Here is a 16544-nt window from a genome sequence, read left to right on the forward strand (position 1 = left end):
CCGATATTCAAAGCAGGAAACATAAAAAAGAAAGCGGCCCCTCTTGGGCCGCCTGTATTTTAAAATAATTCCTTTGCAATAGCCTTGATGTTATCTGACTTGCCCATTGAATAATAGTGCAGGACGGGAACCCCAGCTTCTTTTAACTCTTTCGATTGTTGAATGGCCCATTCAATACCTACTTGTCGAACATCTTTATTGGTGGCACAGTCATCAACAGCATCTATTAAATCTTGAGGAAGATCTATTCTAAACACTTGGGGCAATACCTGTAAGTGCCTTTTAACGGCAATTGGTTTAATACCCGGAATAATAGGCACATTGATTCCCATTGCTTTGGCAGCTTCCACAAACTCAAAGTATTTCTGATTATCGAAGAACATTTGGGTCACAACGTAATGCGCACCGGCATCTACCTTTTCTTTGAGTCTTTTAAGATCTGATTTTAAAGAAGGGGCCTCTAAATGCTTTTCCGGATAACCCGCCACTCCAATACAGAAATCGGGTAGGTGATCCATTTGACAATCATCATGAAGATATTTTCCTGAATTGAGATCTTTAATCTGCCCTACCAAATCGGTCGCATAAGCATGTCCGCCTTTGGTAGCTTCAAAATATTGCTGATCCTTCCGGGCATCTCCCCTTAAGGCCATTAGATTCTCGATACCTAAATATTGACAGTCAACTAAGAGGTATTCGGTCTCTTCTTTGGTAAAGCCGCCACAGAGTACATGAGGCACCGTATCTACACCATATTTATGCTGTAAAGAGGCGCAAATACCAACTGTACCGGGTCTCATACGAGTTACCTGTTTTTCAAGTAAGCCGTCTTTTTCACGATAGACAAACTCTTCGCGAGAGGTGGTAACATCAATAAAAGGTGGTTTAAACTCCATTAAAGGGTCAATATTATTGTAGAGCTCTTGAATATTTCTGCCCTTGACCGGCGGTACTATTTCAAAAGAAAACAAAGTTTCCCCTTTTGCATTTTTAATATGGTCGGTAATTTTCATTCTTCAGTTTTAACTTCGGCTTGTTGATTTTTATAAATTGAGTAATAAGGCCTTCACCTCATCGTAATTTTCTTGGTATTCCCAATAAATCCAACGGCCATCTAAATAATCGGTCAAAATAAATTTTTCGCTTAAGGATTTTATCCTATCCACGGATACCAGCTTTTTAGAAAACCCTTCTACTGTTACAGATTCTTCAATCTCTATATTATTATCGTCATACCCATGACTGATTACATGACTTCCTAAATGCAGTTCTATAAACTTTTTCATCTTAATCATCAGCTATATTAGGTGCCAACCATTTAGCAGCTTCTTCGAAAGCAATATTTTTTCGCTCGGCAAAATTCTTCACCTGATCTTTTTTAATTTTTCCAAGTCCGAAATACCTGGCCTCGGCATTGCCAAAATAATACCCACTAACAGAACCTGCGGGCCACATGGCCAAACTATCGGTTAAGGTGACCCCGATTTGCTCTTCAACTTTCAAGACCTCCCAAATGGTTAATTTTTCTAAGTGATCAGGGCAAGCTGGATAGCCGGGAGCAGGACGTATACCCTTATATTTCTCATCTATCAAAGCCTCATTATCCAAACGTTCTTCAGCCGCATAGCCCCAATATTCCTTTCGTACTCTCTCATGAAGATACTCGGCAAAAGCTTCCGCCAAGCGATCTGAAATGGCCTTGATCATAATGGAATTATAATCATCTAAATCTTTTACGTATTGATTCGAAAGTTCGTCTGTACCAAAGCCGGTGGTGACGCAAAAACAGCCCATATAGTCTTGTCTTCCCGAGGTTTCAGGAGCAATAAAATCTGCCAAGGCGTAATCGGGCACTCCTTCCCTACGCTTTAGTTGCTGCCTTAGGGTTCTAAAAATAAAATCATTACCCTCAACTTCAACCTTAATGTCATCTTCATTGGCAAGGGTGTTGGCCGGGAATAACCCGAAAACTCCCTTTCCGGTAAGCTTTTTGTTTACCAAAACATCCTTTAGCATTTTTTGGGCATCGGCAAAAAGGTCGGTAGCCTGCACACCCACCACCTTATCCGTTAGAATATCAGGATACCTGCCGTGAAGTTCCCAACTTCTGAAAAATGGGGTCCAGTCGATATAGGGTACCAACTTTTCCAAATCCATTTCTTCAATCACCTCTATTCCTAGTTTCTTGGGCCTTACGATTTCAGAGGTTTCCCAATCAATCTGAAACTTGTTCTTTCTGGCTTGTTCTAGACTCTTGTATTCTTTATGCTGCGAACGGTTCAAGAATTTGACCCTAAACTCATCATAATCCTTTTTAATATTATACTTATACGTTTGTGATGTTTCTTCTTGAAGTAAATCGCCAACCACAGTAACTGCCCTAGAGGCATCATTTACATGCACTACCGAGTGCTTGTACTGTGGGTCTATTTTTACGGCCGTATGTGCCTTACTCGTGGTAGCACCACCGATCAATAAAGGCACTGAAAAGTTCTTTCGTTCCATTTCTTTGGCCAAGTGCACCATCTCATCTAAGCTAGGTGTAATCAAACCACTTAGACCAATTATATCTACCTTTTCCTGAATTGCGGTTTCCAGAATTTTTTCAGGAGGCACCATCACTCCTAAATCTACAATCTCGTAATTGTTACAGGCCAAAACTACGCTCACGATATTCTTTCCGATATCATGAACATCACCCTTTACGGTTGCGAGAAGTATTTTACCATTGCCTTTATCTTCTGCCCCATCTGGGTTTTGCAACTTTTCTTCCTCAATAAAAGGCAATAAATAAGCTACGGCCTTCTTCATTACCCTTGCAGATTTTACCACCTGTGGCAAGAACATCTTACCGCTTCCGAAAAGGTCGCCTACGACATTCATACCGGTCATCAAATGACCTTCAATTACTTCAATGGGCCTTTTAGAGGCTAATCGTGCCTCTTCGACATCTTCAAGAATGTACTGATCAATACCTTTCACCAAGGCCCTAGTGATCCTATCTTGCAATGAATCTTCTCTCCATGACAAATCGACCTTACTTTCTTTGGCTTTGCCTACTACGGTTTCGGCAAATTCCAATAGGCGTTCTGTAGCATCATCCCTTCGGTTAAGAATAACATCTTCAACCTTTTCCAACAAATCTTTGGGAATATCATCGTATACCTCTAACATACTCGGGTTGACGATACCCATATTCATACCTGCCTTTATCGCATGGTAAAGAAATACGGAGTGCATAGCCTCTCGAACGGGGTTGTTACCTCGAAAGGAAAATGACACGTTGCTTACCCCACCGCTTACGCTGGCATAAGGTAAATTTTCACGAACCCAACGGGCGGCCTCGATAAAATCAATAGCGTTGAGTTTGTGCTCTTCCATACCCGTGGCAACGGGAAAAATATTTAAATCGAAGATGATATCTTCCGGCGGAAAATTCACTTCGTTCACTAAAATATCGTACGACCTTTGGCAAATCTCAATACGCCGATCATAAGTATCTGCCTGGCCTACCTCATCAAAAGCCATGACGATTACGGCTGCCCCATACCTCTTGATCAGCTTGGCATGATGAACGAACTCTTCCTTACCTTCCTTTAAGCTAATGGAATTCACTACCGATTTGCCCTGAACGACTTGCAGACCGGCCTCAATGATTTCCCATTTAGAACTATCGATCATTATAGGCACCCGGGCGATATCAGGCTCTGAGATAACCAAATTAAGAAATTTGACCATGGCTTCTTTTCCATCAATAAGACCATCGTCCATATTGATGTCAATAATCTGGGCACCACCTTCCACCTGTTCGCGGGCAATATCTAGCGCTTCATCAAATTTCTCTTCTTTAACCAAGCGTAAAAATTTTCTCGACCCCGCGACATTTGTACGCTCGCCCACATTGATAAAATTACTATCGGGGGTGATGACAAGGGGTTCCAGCCCACTCAAACGCAATAATCGTTTCTCGTTACTGGTTGGTCGTTGTTCGCTACTCATAATTTTTTATGGTAATTAATAAAGCCATTTAGCAACATTTTTACTCTTTCTATTTCTTTTAAAGTATCTACGGCATTCGTAGTAGTATATCCTAAATCATCAGCCAAAATGACCTGCGTTTCCAATTCAAAAAGCGACCCTCTGGCTATATGTAAAAAATAGATGGTTTCCTTTGCCGTTTGTCTTCCACATCCCTCGGCTATATTAGACGACATTGAAATAGAAGACCTTCTTATCTGAGAGGTCAGCCCATACTGTTCTTCATTAGGAAAAGATGTGGTCAAAATGTAAATTTTCTTAACCAATTCCCTTGCCTTCAACCAGACATCTAATTCCTTATAGTCCATTTTTAATTTCAACTAATCATTGCATATTCTGAAACACGCACAACGATGAACGAAAAACGAGCAACGTCAACTATCTATCCGACTAAAACATTCCTTGGAGTATAAGCCTTTACCAAATCTGCAATGGCCGTAATATGCTCAGGAGTAGTACCACAACAACCGCCTACAATATTTACCAGTCCCTTTTCAACATATTCCTTGATTTGTGCCGCCATCTGCTCCGGGGTTTCGTCATATTCACCAAATGCATTTGGCAAACCCGCATTTGGGTGTGCAGAAACGGCATAATCGGTTCTGGACGATAATACCTCTAAATGAGGCACCAATTGATTAGCACCAAGTGCACAATTAAAACCGACCGATAAAATGGGAATATGGGATATCGATATCAGAAATGCTTCAGCTGTTTGCCCCGAAAGCGTTCTTCCGGAAGCATCTGTTATCGTACCACTGACCATGACGGGTGGGTCTATATTTCTTTCTTCTTTCACCTCTTCAATGGCAAAAAGGGCCGCTTTGGCGTTCAGTGTATCGAAAATAGTCTCTACCAAAAGTATGTCCGACCCTCCATCCAATAAGGCCTCTACCTGCTGTTTATAGGCAATACGAAGTTCATCAAAAGAGATGGCCCTAAAACCCGGATCGTTTACATCTGGGCTCATGCTTGCCGTTTTATTGGTCGGGCCGATACTACCGGCTACAAAACGTGGCTTGTTAGGTTCTTTGGTCGTAAACTCATCGGCAACCTTTTTAGCGATTCGAGCCGATTCATAATTGAGCTCGTACACCAAATCCTCCATATGGTAATCGGCCATCGCAATCGTTGTGCCTGAAAATGTGTTCGTTTCGACTATATCGGCACCGGCAGCAAAATATTTTCTATGTACCTCGGCTATAGCCTCTGGTTGGGTCAAGGAAAGCAAGTCGTTATTACCCTGTAACGGATGTTCCCAATCTTTGAATCTCTCCCCTCTAAAATCTTCTTCAGTGAATTTATAGCGTTGCAGCATGGTACCCATGGCACCATCCAAAACTAAAATTCGCTCTTGCAATATTTGCCTAATATCTTTCATCTCTTTTAATCTATTTCAAAAAAGGACGCAAAAAAAACACTCCATCAAGGTTACACCTCAGGGTAGTTCAAAATCAATATCAAGCAAGGAAAAAGAATGGGGACGAACGCCCTTCTGTTATCTGCCCTACTTTTGAGGATAGAATGTAGCACCTTCTTTATGGGAAAAGGGTTGCCAAGGCTTCACCGGGTCTATTCCCTCCGCCTTTCTTGATAACGACTTCAGTGTTTAAATGAACGGCTGCAAAGTAACGTCAAGGCCGCGCCAAAAACAAATAAACCTCAACTTTTTTGACAATGGAACAAAACCTCCTCGAAGCCTTTCGCCCGAGAAGGTTTTGAAACCATTTCTAACATATAAATGAACTAAGAATCGATTTGCTTAAGAGATGCTTTGCACCACCTCTTTCTTAGCAACTTTTTTAGAACCATCAAATCCTTCAACACCACCTACCGTGGTATATTTCATTACAAATCTCTTACCAGGATTAATGATTTGATAGGCATATTGACACATGACGGCCGCTTCGTGGAAACCGGATAAAATCAGTTTCAACTTACCTTCATATGTATTCACATCACCGATAGCGAAAACACCGGGTATATTGGTTTGATAATCTTTTGCGTTGTTCACTTTAATGGCGTTACGCTCGATTTCAAGACCCCAATCACCTATAGGACCTAATTTTGGCGACAACCCGAACAATGGAATGAAATTATCAACCTCTACATAGGTTTCTCCTTTTTCAGAATCATTGTGCTTAATTACTACCGCCTCTAAATGGTCGTCTCCATACAGTCTTTTAACTTCCGCTTCGGTAAACAGTTTAATTTTACCCAATTTGGCCAATTCTGAAGCTTTTTCAACAGAATCAAGAGCACCACGGAATTCGTTTCTTCTATGAACCAATGACACCTCTGAGGCGACATCGGCCAAGAAAATAGCCCAATCCAACGCTGAGTCACCACCACCTGCAATCACCACTTTTTTATTGCGATATACTTCAGGGTCTTTTACCATGTAAGCCACACCTTTATCTTCAAAATCGCCTATGTTCGAAATAGGCGGCTTTCTAGGCTCGAAAGAACCAAGACCACCGGCAATAACCACTACAGGCGCATGATGTTGTGTACCTTTATTGGTAGTTACGATAAAAGAACCGTCTTCTTGCTTATCTAATTTCTCGGCACGCTCACCTAGGGTAAAACCTGGCTCGAACGGCTTTATTTGCTCCATTAGGTTGTCGACCAGTTTACCTGCCAAAATCTCAGGAAATGCCGGAATATCATAAATTGGTTTCTTAGGATATATTTCCGAACATTGACCGCCTGGTTGTGGCAACGCATCTATCAAATGACATTTCAATTTCAACAACCCGGCTTCAAATACTGTAAATAGACCTGTTGGCCCTGCGCCAATTATTAATACATCAGTTTTTATCATATCGCTTAACTTAACTCAAATTCATTTCTTTTGACCAGTTCCCACATTTGCATCCGATGGTTGACTACCTCACCAATAATAATGATGGCAGGATTGGTCAATTCTTTTTCTTTTACTTCCTTTTCAATCGTATCGATAGTGGCAACGGCCATTTTCTCATCTGGGCGTGTACCATTTTGAATAATTGCAATCGGGGTCTCGGCTTTATTTTCCTTTTTAAAGAGCTCAACAATCTGTCCTAATTTTGACATTCCCATCAAAATAACAACTGTAGCGCTGCTCTTGGCTGCCAAGGCAACATCGTTTGACAATTTATGCTCTTTGGTAGTACCCGTAATCACCCAAAAACTTTCGGCGGCCCCTCTTTTGGTCACTGGAATATGTTGTGATGCCGGAACCGACAAACAAGATGATACCCCTGGTACCATTGCTACCTCCACACCATGTTCAGCCGCAAATTCCATTTCCTCGGCACCGCGACCAAAAACAAATGGGTCGCCGCCTTTTAGTCGTACCACATGCATACCTTGCTTGGCACGGCCGACAATCAAATCATTGATTTGCTCTTGCTGATAGGCGTAACATCCTTTACGCTTACCCACGAACACATGCTCGGCATTAGGGGCATAGTCAAGTAGCTCGGTAGCTACCAAGGCATCGTACAAGACCACATGAGCCGTTTTCAAGGCCTTGATGGCCTTAACGGTAATCAACTCAAGATCACCAGGGCCAGCACCGACGATGGTAAGCTTACCATTGTCGCCGAAATATTTAGGTTGATGATATGTGGTCGTTTTAAATTCCATTCGTATTAGGCTTCTGCCAATTCTTGTTTTCTGTAAGCCTCTACAGTTTTCAAAAACTCTTGAGAATCGGCCAAATAACTTTTGGCGAATTCCTCAGTAGGCTCATTTCTATTTAATTGAAGTGCCAAATCTTCAAAACCTCGGCCCAATTCTATCTTACCGGCAGCTACGAACTTCTCATCGAAATCTTTAATGATACCGGCATGGGTATTCACTTTAGCTTTTTCAGAGGTCAATAAGGCTTTCGCCGAATTTACCATTGATGTATAGGAATAGTAAATACTGGCTGCCCATTTACCTTCTTCCAAAGCCTCAATCGCATTTTGATTTTTCTCTTCACTTTCAAATAATAAAGTAGCTACCAAATCGATGACAACCCCGGCACATTCACCTACACCAATCGCCTTTTCATAGCGTTCTGTATTACCCCAATCAATAAAATCTTCTGCAGTTAGATTGGTAACATCGGAAAGTGGCGTCAAGAAATCGTAGAAATACATTTGTCCTTTTTCTTGATAGTAATCGGCATACGATTGTCCGTTTCCATTGGCATCATAATCGTCTAAAATCAATCGTAAAGCCTCTGGACCACGCTTACTCGGTATCTTCACCACTTTATCGGCAAAACGACCATTTCCGTTTCCATCGTTACCTCCTCCGAGTAGCACTTGCAATGCAGGCGCTACCAATTTATCTTTCGTACGAACACTCATACCTTGAAAACCGATATGCGCCATGTTGTGCTGACCACAGGCATTCATACAACCACTAATTTTAATAACCACATCAGGGTTGGATATGTATTGCGGATAATCAGCCTTGATTACTCTTTCAAGTTCTTCGGCAATACCAGTACTACTGGCTATACCAAGATTACAAGTATCTGTACCTGGGCAGGCGGTGATATCCAAAGCTCTGTTATAACCAGCTTCTGCAAATCCTAACTTAGATAGCGCTTTGTAGAAAAATGGTATTAACTCTTCCCTCACATGGGGAATCAAAATATTTTGACGTAAGCTTAATCGTATTTCACCGGCAGCATATTCGCTGACCAAATCAGCCAAAAGTCTAGCTTTGTCGGTGTACCAATCGCCTAAAAGTACTTTGATACCTATGGCAACAAAACCTTCTTGTTTTTGAGGAACGATATTGGTCGATTTCCAAGCTTCAAAAGCCTCTTTATCTTCAATCTCTACCTCTTTTGGTTGGGCATCGGCAATTTTTACTTGCGGATAAGCTTCTGCGTCGATAGGATACGACTGATGAGGAACTGCTTTCTGCTCGGCTTCCAATAGCTCCTTAAAACCATCAAGACCTACATCTTTAATCAAGAACTTCATACGAGCCTTGGCCCTGCTCTTACGCTCTCCGTATCGGTCGAAAACTCGAACAACACCATCCATTAAAGGAATGATTTTATCACTTTCTAAAAATTCAAAAAGTACGTCTGCATGACGCGGTTGAGAACCGAGTCCGCCACCCAACATCACTTTAAAACCTTTAACCCCATCTTGAATTTTCGCAATAAAGCCTAAATCATGCATGTAAGACAAGCCTGTATCGGCATCGCTCGAAGAAAAAGAAACCTTGAACTTACGGCCCATTTCTTGACTGATAGGGTTACGTAAAAAATATTGGAACAAGGCATGGGCATAAGGCGAAACATCGAAAGGCTCATCAACATCGATACCCGCCGTTTCACTAGCTGTAACGTTTCTTACCGTATTACCGCAGGCTTCACGAAGTGTAACATTATCTTTCTCTAGTTCTGCCCATAATTCTGGTGTTCTATTCAAATCAACATAGTGAATTTGAATATCTTGGCGAGTAGTAATGTGCAATCTGCCTGTAGAGTACTCATCGGAAACATCGCAGATACGCTTTAGCTGCTTTGAGGTAACCTTACCGTAAGGAAGTTTGATACGAATCATTTGAACGCCGGGTTGACGCTGACCGTATACCCCTCTAGCCAAACGAAGACTTCGGAATTTCTCCTCATCTACCTTGCCATCATGAAAGAGTTTAATCTTTCTTTCCAACTCGAGAATATCTTTCTCTACTACTGGGTTTTCTATTTCGGTTCTAAAACTCTGCATGTTTTTCTTCTTTCTTATTCGATGAACTAATTCAGTTCTTTAATTATATTTTTCCTATAGACTAAATAGGTAAAATCTAAAATCATACTCCAAAGGCACTTAACAACCAGCACCTTTAAAAGTGTACCTTTAGCCTATAAATCCTGCCCCGACCGTACTATTGGTCTGGGAGTCAATCAAAATAAACGAACCATTGGTACGATGATCTTTAAATTTATCATAGAAAATGGGCTTGTTCAATTTGAAAGACACTTGCGCTATATCGTTCATGCCTAAACCATCAACATCGGTATCGATACCTGAATAATCTGGACTAATCTTATGATGAATCTTATCAACTTTGGCCAACACCTTATTGACACCGTGTTGCACCACATATTTCTTACCAAGGGTCAACTTATCAGAATCCATCCAAGAAACGGTAGCGGTAAATTGCTTGTCGATGGTAGGCAAATCACCTACTTTCACCAACATATCACCTCTACTCACATTGATTTCATCTTCTAAAGTGATGGTTACAGAAGACCTTCTTGAAGCCGTCTGAAATTTTTGATTGTGGAAATAGATTTCCTTGATTCTAGATCGGGTTTGTGATGGTAGAGCCACTACTTCATCGCCTACACTCAATTCCCCACCGTAAACTTTTCCGGCAAAACCTCTGAAATCATGGAAATCATCTGTTTTTGGCCTGATAACATACTGTACAGGAAATCTTGGCGTACCTGTATTATAGATATCCTTTAAATCTAGTTCTTCTAAATGCTGTAACAAGGTCTGCCCTTCGTACCAAGACATCGCATCAGATTTGTTCACCACATTGTCACCTTTAAGGGCGCTTACGGGAATAAAGGTGATTTTTTGTTCTTGGTAATCCCTTTTGCTCATCAACTCTTCAAAGTCAGCTTTGATGCTATTGAAAGTTTCTTCGGAATAATCTACCAAATCCATCTTATTGATAGCAACAATAACATCCTTCACTCGAAGCATATTATTAATGAAAAAGTGTCTGTAGGTTTGCTCGATCACCCCTTTTCTCGCGTCGATCAAAATAATCGCCGCCTGAGAAGTAGAAGCACCGGTAACCATGTTACGGGTATACTCTACATGACCTGGAGTATCGGCAATAATGTAACTTTTAGTAGCTGTAGAAAAATAGATGTGGGCCACATCAATGGTGATACCCTGCTCCCTTTCTGCTACAAGCCCGTCAGTTGCCAATGAAAAATCCAAGTAATCGTAACCACGTTGCTTACTGGTTTTTTCAATAGCTTCTAATTTATCTGTTGTCAGCGATTTTGTATCGTACAATAAACGCCCGATCAAGGTGCTTTTACCGTCATCTACACTACCTGCTGTTGCTAATTTTAATACTTTCATCTTTGTATGATTGTTGGTTAATAGCTTCGAGTTGCCCACAAAATCTTCACAACCCCACTTTTAACTCAGAACTTTAACTATTAACTTTCCTAAAAATATCCTTGTTGCTTGCGCTTCTCCATGGCTGCCTCTGATCGTTTATCATCAATACGGGCGCCCCTTTCCGAAATGGAAGAATCCCTAATCTCGGAAACCACCTTCGCAATTGTATCGGCTTCCGATTCGACCGCTGCGGTACATGACATATCGCCAACAGTTCTAAACCGTACCGTACGCTCTTCTACCAATTCATCTTCTGCCCTGAACACTACCTCATCTTCAGCAGACCAGATAAGACCGTCTCTTAAGAACGTCTTGCGCTTGTGTGCAAAATAAATAGACGGTATTTCGATATTCTCTGCTTCAATATAGCTCCACACATCCAGCTCGGTCCAGTTACTGATCGGGAATACACGAACGTTCTGCCCTAATTCAATTTGGCCGTTCAACATATCGAACAACTCAGGGCGCTGGTTTTTCTCGTCCCACTGACCAAAATCATCGCGAACCGAAAAAATTCTTTCCTTAGCACGTGCTTTTTCTTCGTCTCTACGGGCACCCCCAATACAGGCATCAAACTTGAATTCTTCAATGGCATCTAACAAAGTAGTGGTCTGCAACATATTTCTACTGGCATATTTACCAGTTTCTTCTTTCACTTTACCTTGATCGATAGAATCTTGTACATTACGCACAATTAACTCTAAGCCTAATTCTTCTACCAAACGATCTCTAAATATGATGGTTTCAGGAAAGTTATGCCCTGTATCAATGTGCATTAGAGGAAAAGGTATTTTCGCCGGCCAAAAAGCCTTCTGCGCCAATCTCACCAATGTGATGGAATCTTTACCACCTGAGAATAACAATACAGGTCTTTCAAATTGTGCGGCTACTTCCCTAATAATATAAATGGCCTCATTTTCCAATGCGTTTGACACATCTCCTGTCGCACCTAAAAGTGCCGTATCGGTAATTTGTTCTTTAGTAACTGTTTCCAAGTTTGTAATTCTTTTAAATCCAACTTAGTTGGAGTTCATAATTGTCAATTAGGTATGCAATCCACATTCACGGTTCTCCAAAACCTTCGTAGGATCAAAATATTTATGTTCGTTCGGTAATTCGTGTTCGGCCAAATAAGCATCGAGCTCCGCATCACTATAATGATAAAAAGGACCCACCTTCAAAACACCATCTTTGCTAAGGCTCAAAACATCTAAAGAATCTCTAAGTGCAGTTTGCCCTTTTCTCAAGTTGGTAAACCAAACATCTGGTTGATGGGCCTCCATAGCTCTTCTAAAAGGCTCTAATTTCACCTGCTCAGTGAATATAGCATGCCTTGGGTCGTCTATTTGCGGAATACCCATAACCACATCTCTATGAGCGGTTGTCTGTTGAGGCACATACAAATCTATTTGAAGCCCCAAACGCTCGATTAGCTCTTCGGCATGGCGATAGGTGTTGGGCGTGTTATAACCCGTATCGCACCAAATAACCGGTATATCGGCCTTTACTTGTGTAACGGCATGAAGAATGTTCACCTCATAAGGCCTAAAGTTGGTGGTCACCACCGCATTTTTGGCATTTTCAATGGCCCATGCTATTATCTCTTGAGGGCTGGCCCCTTCAAACTTCTTGTTTTGTTCTTGAATCAATTCTTCTGAAAAACTCATTTCTTAAATTTATTTACCCCAAGATATTTTGTTCCAAATTCGCTCGTGGAAAAAGTATAGTACCATTTTGGTTACCAATTCTATTAAACCGATAGAGAAGGCCAATGTTAACGTGCCGGTCACTATCCAAGAAATAATAATGGTATCTATGGTTCCAACAATCCTCCAACTAATAGACTTTACGATACTTCTCTTAGGGCTCTCCGATGCTTTGTCTTTACGGAAAGTGGTTTTTTCATTTTTAGAATCCACAGTAAGCTGATCTACAATCATAATCTTATTATCCTATCAATTTAATAGAGTAAACAAAAATAAGACAAATATGTCTAATTAGACGCATAACCTGCCCAGAAATTACAATTACCCTATAGATTTAGTAGATTATTAACATACCATCCTTTTTATTGAGAATTATTCGATCACTCGTAAGCGTCTGGACACCAATTAAATTAGATGATTAGGTCTGCCAGGGTATTGTTTCGATACACCTCTAAATTAGCGTCCCTTACCTTCAGCATAAGTTTGTTTACCGAGCAAGTAGCTTCATCTCGGCAATCGGCACACTTTTCATAAAAGTTCAAACTGACACAAGGCACCATAGATATAGGGCCTTCAAGAACGCGCATTACATCGGTCATCAGCACTTCATTCGGGTCTTTTATAAGATAGTATCCACCCCCCTTACCTTTTTTAGAACCCAAAAAACCGCTTTTTCGCAGGGAAAGTAAAATACTCTCCAAAAATTTCTGCGAGATATTCTCGCATTTGGCTATTTCAGAAATCTGAACTGGCGCCTTATCTTTTTGCGAAGCGAGGTAGGTCAATGCTTTGAGACCGTATTTTGTCTTTTTAGAGAGCATAGGGCGAAGATACAGAAAATTAAGATTTACATCGTAGAGACCTTTATCTACCAAGTATTACTTTTTTGTCTTAGGGATGTAGATTCAGAAACAAGTAAAAACATTAATTAGTAGTTTTGAAACAATCGCTATAACCACAAACCATGGGTCAAAAGTTTGTTGCCTATCGAAAATATTTACCGCAGTTGTATAGATATTTCTTTGAATTTCTGGTTGTTTTTGTTGGTGTCTTCTTGGCCTTTTGGCTTAATAATTACCAAGAAAGTAAAACGGAAGAAAGAAAAAAAAGGGAAATCTACACAGCCATTTATGAGGATCTTAATGCATTCTACGAATCGGGAAAAAGAGAAAACGAAAAAGGCTTTGTTCAGTTCTTCTTGAATTTAGACAAACAGTCAGACAGTTTGATAGGACAAAAGAAAATTCCTGTCAAGACCATACTTTATGGTGATTACTGGAAGGTGCCCATCATCAACTCATTTGTTCAAAGCGGTCTATTGAAAGATGTTGATATTGAAATCTTTAAAAAGGTGACGCGTTTCAATACGGTACATCAAAATTTTCTGCAGACCATTGAAGACTATAACACTTTTTATGACCAGTACATTACGGCCGAATATGACCAAGGTATGGAGCATTTCTACCAACCAGATTCCAATCAACTTCAGGGCAAATACATCTATCTAGAAGATGCCTTGGAAGGCGTTGCTGAGTTTGCCGAATTATTAGTGACCATCGCGCATGAAGTGGCTACCGAAATACAATCAAAACATTTGGCCGATAAGTAACCTACCCGTAAATCTATTCACCCACGAAGCGACTACATGAGCAAAAATCAAAAACGTCAATTGATAAGTAACAAAATTGAGTCTTTTTACAATGAAGCTAGCGAAGAGACCCGATTGGAAAAAGGTATGGGAATTTTCGAATTCGAAAGAATTAAAGATCTTATCACCAAGTACCTAGAATCTAGAGAACAAACGATTATAGATGTTGGCGGGGGTACGGGAAAGTATTCTGAGTGGTTGGCTGAATTAAATCATCAACTGTATTTAATCGAGCCCGTACCGAAACACCTCAAGTTAGCCAATAAAAGGGCGAAGAAATTAGAAAACCCATTTACAGTAATTTCTGGGGAATCGAGAAAACTGGATATCAAAAACGGGTTCGCCGACATGGTCATTCTACACGGGCCCTTGTACCATCTTCAGAAACATGAAGACCGCATTCAAACCATAATGGAAGCTAAAAGGGTGCTGAAACCCGGAGGAATCATTTTAGGCTTCGCCATCAATTATACGGCTTCTACACTAGTGGGCCTCTTAAACGGATTCATACATGACCAAAGTTTCTTTAAAATGTGCAAAGAAGAGCTCACCAAAAGCATTCACAATCCGCCAAAAAATTTTCCGGGTCTCTTGGCGGAAGCATATTACCATCGACCTGACGAACTGAAAAAAGAGTTCTCATCGGCTGACCTAAAGTTTTTAAACCTACATGCCGTAGAGGGAATGGCATGGCTCGACAAAGATTATTTTTCAAGTATGTTGCACGGCAAAAACAAGAAAACCCTTCAAGAGCTGGTTGCCATTACCGAAAACGACGAATACCTACTACCCTTCAGCCCCCATATGATGATTGCCGTGCAAAAAAACTAGATTAGCCCAAGGCTTGTTGAATATCGGCAATAATATCATCGATATGTTCCAAACCGACCGATACACGTACGGTTCCATCGGTTATACCCGTTTCTGCTCTTTCTTCTACCGACAGCTTACTATGCGTTGTTGAAGCAGGGTGCGTCACAATACTTCTTGAGTCACCTAGATTGGCAGATAGAGATAGCATTTTTATAGAGTTAAAGAACTTCTGGCCCGCTTCAAGGCCACCCTTGACCTCAAATGCCACGACACAACCACCCGCCTTCATCTGTTTTTTAGCAACCTCATGCTTAGGGTGCGATTTTAAGAACGGATACCTTACCCAATTCACTTTTTCATGCCCCTCTAAGAACTCGGCCAATTTTAAAGCATTCTCGCAGTGCCTATCAACTCGAACCGCTAAGGTCTCTAAGCTTTTTGAAAGCACCCATGCATTAAATGGGGACAAAGCCGGACCTGTAATTCTAGAAAAACGATATACCTTATCGACCAATTCTTTACTACCCACGGTAATACCTGCCAATACACGACCCTGACCATCCATCAATTTGGTACCGGAGTGAATCACCAAATCGGCACCAAACTTAATCGGCTGTTGCAAATAGGGGGAAGCAAAACAGTTATCGATTATTAATATTAACTGATGCTTTTTGGCGATTTTACCCAAATATTCCAAATCTAAAACATCTACCCCAGGGTTGGTTGGGGTTTCCGCATAGAGAATCTTGGTGTTCGGCGTAATCAATCCCTCAATTTTATCTTCTTCACCGCATTTAAAATAAGAATGGCCAATATTCCACTTCGGAAAGAAATTATTAAAAAGAGAATGCGTAGAACCAAAAATACTTCTTGAAGAAATCACATGGTCTCCGCTGTTCAGCAAGGCGGCCAAAGTCGAAAAAACAGCGGCCATGCCCGATGCGAACGCAAAACCATCTTCCGCTCCCTCCATCAAACATACCTTTTCTATAAATTCTGATGAGTTGGGGTTGGAATAACGAGAATAGATATTTCGTTCTTTTTCTTCAGCGAATGAAGCCCTCATATCTTCTGCATCTTCAAAAACAAAACTTGAGGTTACGTACATTGGCACGGAATGCTCAAGGTTTTCAGACCTGTTCAATTGGGTTCTTATCGCTTTCGTTTCGAATTTAGTATTACTCATTTCTTCTT

Annotated in this window: 16 protein-coding genes and 1 riboswitch; of the genes, 2 read left to right on the top strand and 14 right to left on the bottom strand. The window is 40.9% G+C overall.

The genetic code is table 11. From position 1 onward, the window contains the following. Nucleotides 1-59: 59 nt before the first annotated feature. The 13 genes from metF to IL356_RS19180 form a co-directional block, all read right to left on the bottom strand. Nucleotides 60-1013 carry a methylenetetrahydrofolate reductase [NAD(P)H] gene (gene metF / locus IL356_RS19120; RefSeq protein WP_121847896.1) on the bottom strand — a complete coding sequence of 318 codons (954 nt, stop codon included), beginning with the start codon at nt 1011-1013 and terminating at the stop codon, nt 60-62. Nucleotides 1014-1043: 30 nt separating this feature from the next. Further along, nucleotides 1044-1295, bottom strand: coding sequence for a hypothetical protein (locus IL356_RS19125; protein WP_225621566.1), 252 nt, complete (start codon nt 1293-1295; stop codon nt 1044-1046). Further along, nucleotides 1288-3999: a methionine synthase gene (metH, locus tag IL356_RS19130; RefSeq protein WP_121847895.1), complete on the bottom strand. Its 2712-nt coding sequence runs from the start codon at nt 3997-3999 to the stop codon at nt 1288-1290. Before metH ends, IL356_RS19125 begins: the two co-directional genes overlap by 8 nt. Continuing rightward, nucleotides 3996-4346, bottom strand: coding sequence for a four helix bundle protein (locus IL356_RS19135; RefSeq protein WP_121847894.1), 351 nt, complete (start codon nt 4344-4346; stop codon nt 3996-3998). The genes metH and IL356_RS19135 overlap by 4 nt, the downstream gene beginning before the upstream one ends. A gap of 74 nt (nt 4347-4420) precedes the next feature. Continuing rightward, nucleotides 4421-5419, bottom strand: a complete 999-nt coding sequence (locus tag IL356_RS19140; RefSeq protein WP_121847893.1) for a homocysteine S-methyltransferase family protein — start codon at nt 5417-5419, stop codon at nt 4421-4423. Nucleotides 5420-5533: 114 nt separating this feature from the next. After that, nucleotides 5534-5638, bottom strand: a riboswitch (SAM riboswitch). A 162-nt stretch (nt 5639-5800) separates the two neighbouring features. Then, nucleotides 5801-6862 (bottom strand): NAD(P)/FAD-dependent oxidoreductase, encoded by a 1062-nt coding sequence (locus tag IL356_RS19145; RefSeq protein ID WP_121847892.1) that lies wholly within the window; start codon nt 6860-6862, stop codon nt 5801-5803. Nucleotides 6863-6867: 5 nt separating this feature from the next. Further along, complete coding sequence (cobA, locus tag IL356_RS19150; protein ID WP_121847891.1) at nt 6868-7668, bottom strand: uroporphyrinogen-III C-methyltransferase; 801 nt, start codon at nt 7666-7668, stop codon at nt 6868-6870. Between the two features lie 5 nt (nt 7669-7673). Next, nucleotides 7674-9764 carry a HEPN domain-containing protein gene (locus IL356_RS19155; protein ID WP_121847890.1) on the bottom strand — a complete coding sequence of 697 codons (2091 nt, stop codon included), beginning with the start codon at nt 9762-9764 and terminating at the stop codon, nt 7674-7676. 129 nt (nt 9765-9893) lie between these two features. Then, entirely contained in the window at nt 9894-11141 is a 1248-nt protein-coding gene (locus IL356_RS19160; protein ID WP_121847889.1) for a sulfate adenylyltransferase subunit 1, read from the bottom strand. 89 nt (nt 11142-11230) lie between these two features. Then, entirely contained in the window at nt 11231-12118 is an 888-nt protein-coding gene (cysD, locus tag IL356_RS19165) for a sulfate adenylyltransferase subunit CysD (RefSeq protein ID WP_380085322.1), read from the bottom strand. Between the two features lie 108 nt (nt 12119-12226). Next, entirely contained in the window at nt 12227-12850 is a 624-nt protein-coding gene (locus tag IL356_RS19170) for a phosphoadenosine phosphosulfate reductase domain-containing protein (RefSeq protein WP_121847888.1), read from the bottom strand. A 9-nt stretch (nt 12851-12859) separates the two neighbouring features. Further along, nucleotides 12860-13123, bottom strand: coding sequence for a DUF2061 domain-containing protein (locus tag IL356_RS19175; protein WP_121847887.1), 264 nt, complete (start codon nt 13121-13123; stop codon nt 12860-12862). Nucleotides 13124-13299: 176 nt separating this feature from the next. Continuing rightward, entirely contained in the window at nt 13300-13710 is a 411-nt protein-coding gene (locus IL356_RS19180) for an RrF2 family transcriptional regulator (RefSeq protein ID WP_121847886.1), read from the bottom strand. 143 nt (nt 13711-13853) lie between these two features. Here IL356_RS19180 and IL356_RS19185 point away from each other — a divergent pair, with 143 nt between their 5' ends. Both IL356_RS19185 and IL356_RS19190 read left to right on the top strand, forming a co-directional pair. Further along, nucleotides 13854-14498: a hypothetical protein gene (locus IL356_RS19185; RefSeq protein ID WP_121847885.1), complete on the top strand. Its 645-nt coding sequence runs from the start codon at nt 13854-13856 to the stop codon at nt 14496-14498. Between the two features lie 36 nt (nt 14499-14534). Continuing rightward, nucleotides 14535-15368: a class I SAM-dependent methyltransferase gene (locus IL356_RS19190; protein ID WP_121847884.1), complete on the top strand. Its 834-nt coding sequence runs from the start codon at nt 14535-14537 to the stop codon at nt 15366-15368. Between the two features lies 1 nt (nt 15369). Here the strand turns inward: IL356_RS19190 and IL356_RS19195 are convergent, their stop codons facing one another. Beyond that, the gene (locus IL356_RS19195; RefSeq protein ID WP_121847883.1) at nt 15370-16536 is read right to left on the bottom strand and encodes a trans-sulfuration enzyme family protein; all 1167 of its coding nucleotides are present in this window, start codon (nt 16534-16536) and stop codon (nt 15370-15372) included. Nucleotides 16537-16544: the final 8 nt, after the last annotated feature.

The sequence above is a fragment of the Euzebyella marina genome (genome assembly GCF_014855515.1).
Classification (GTDB): domain Bacteria; phylum Bacteroidota; class Bacteroidia; order Flavobacteriales; family Flavobacteriaceae; genus Euzebyella; species Euzebyella marina.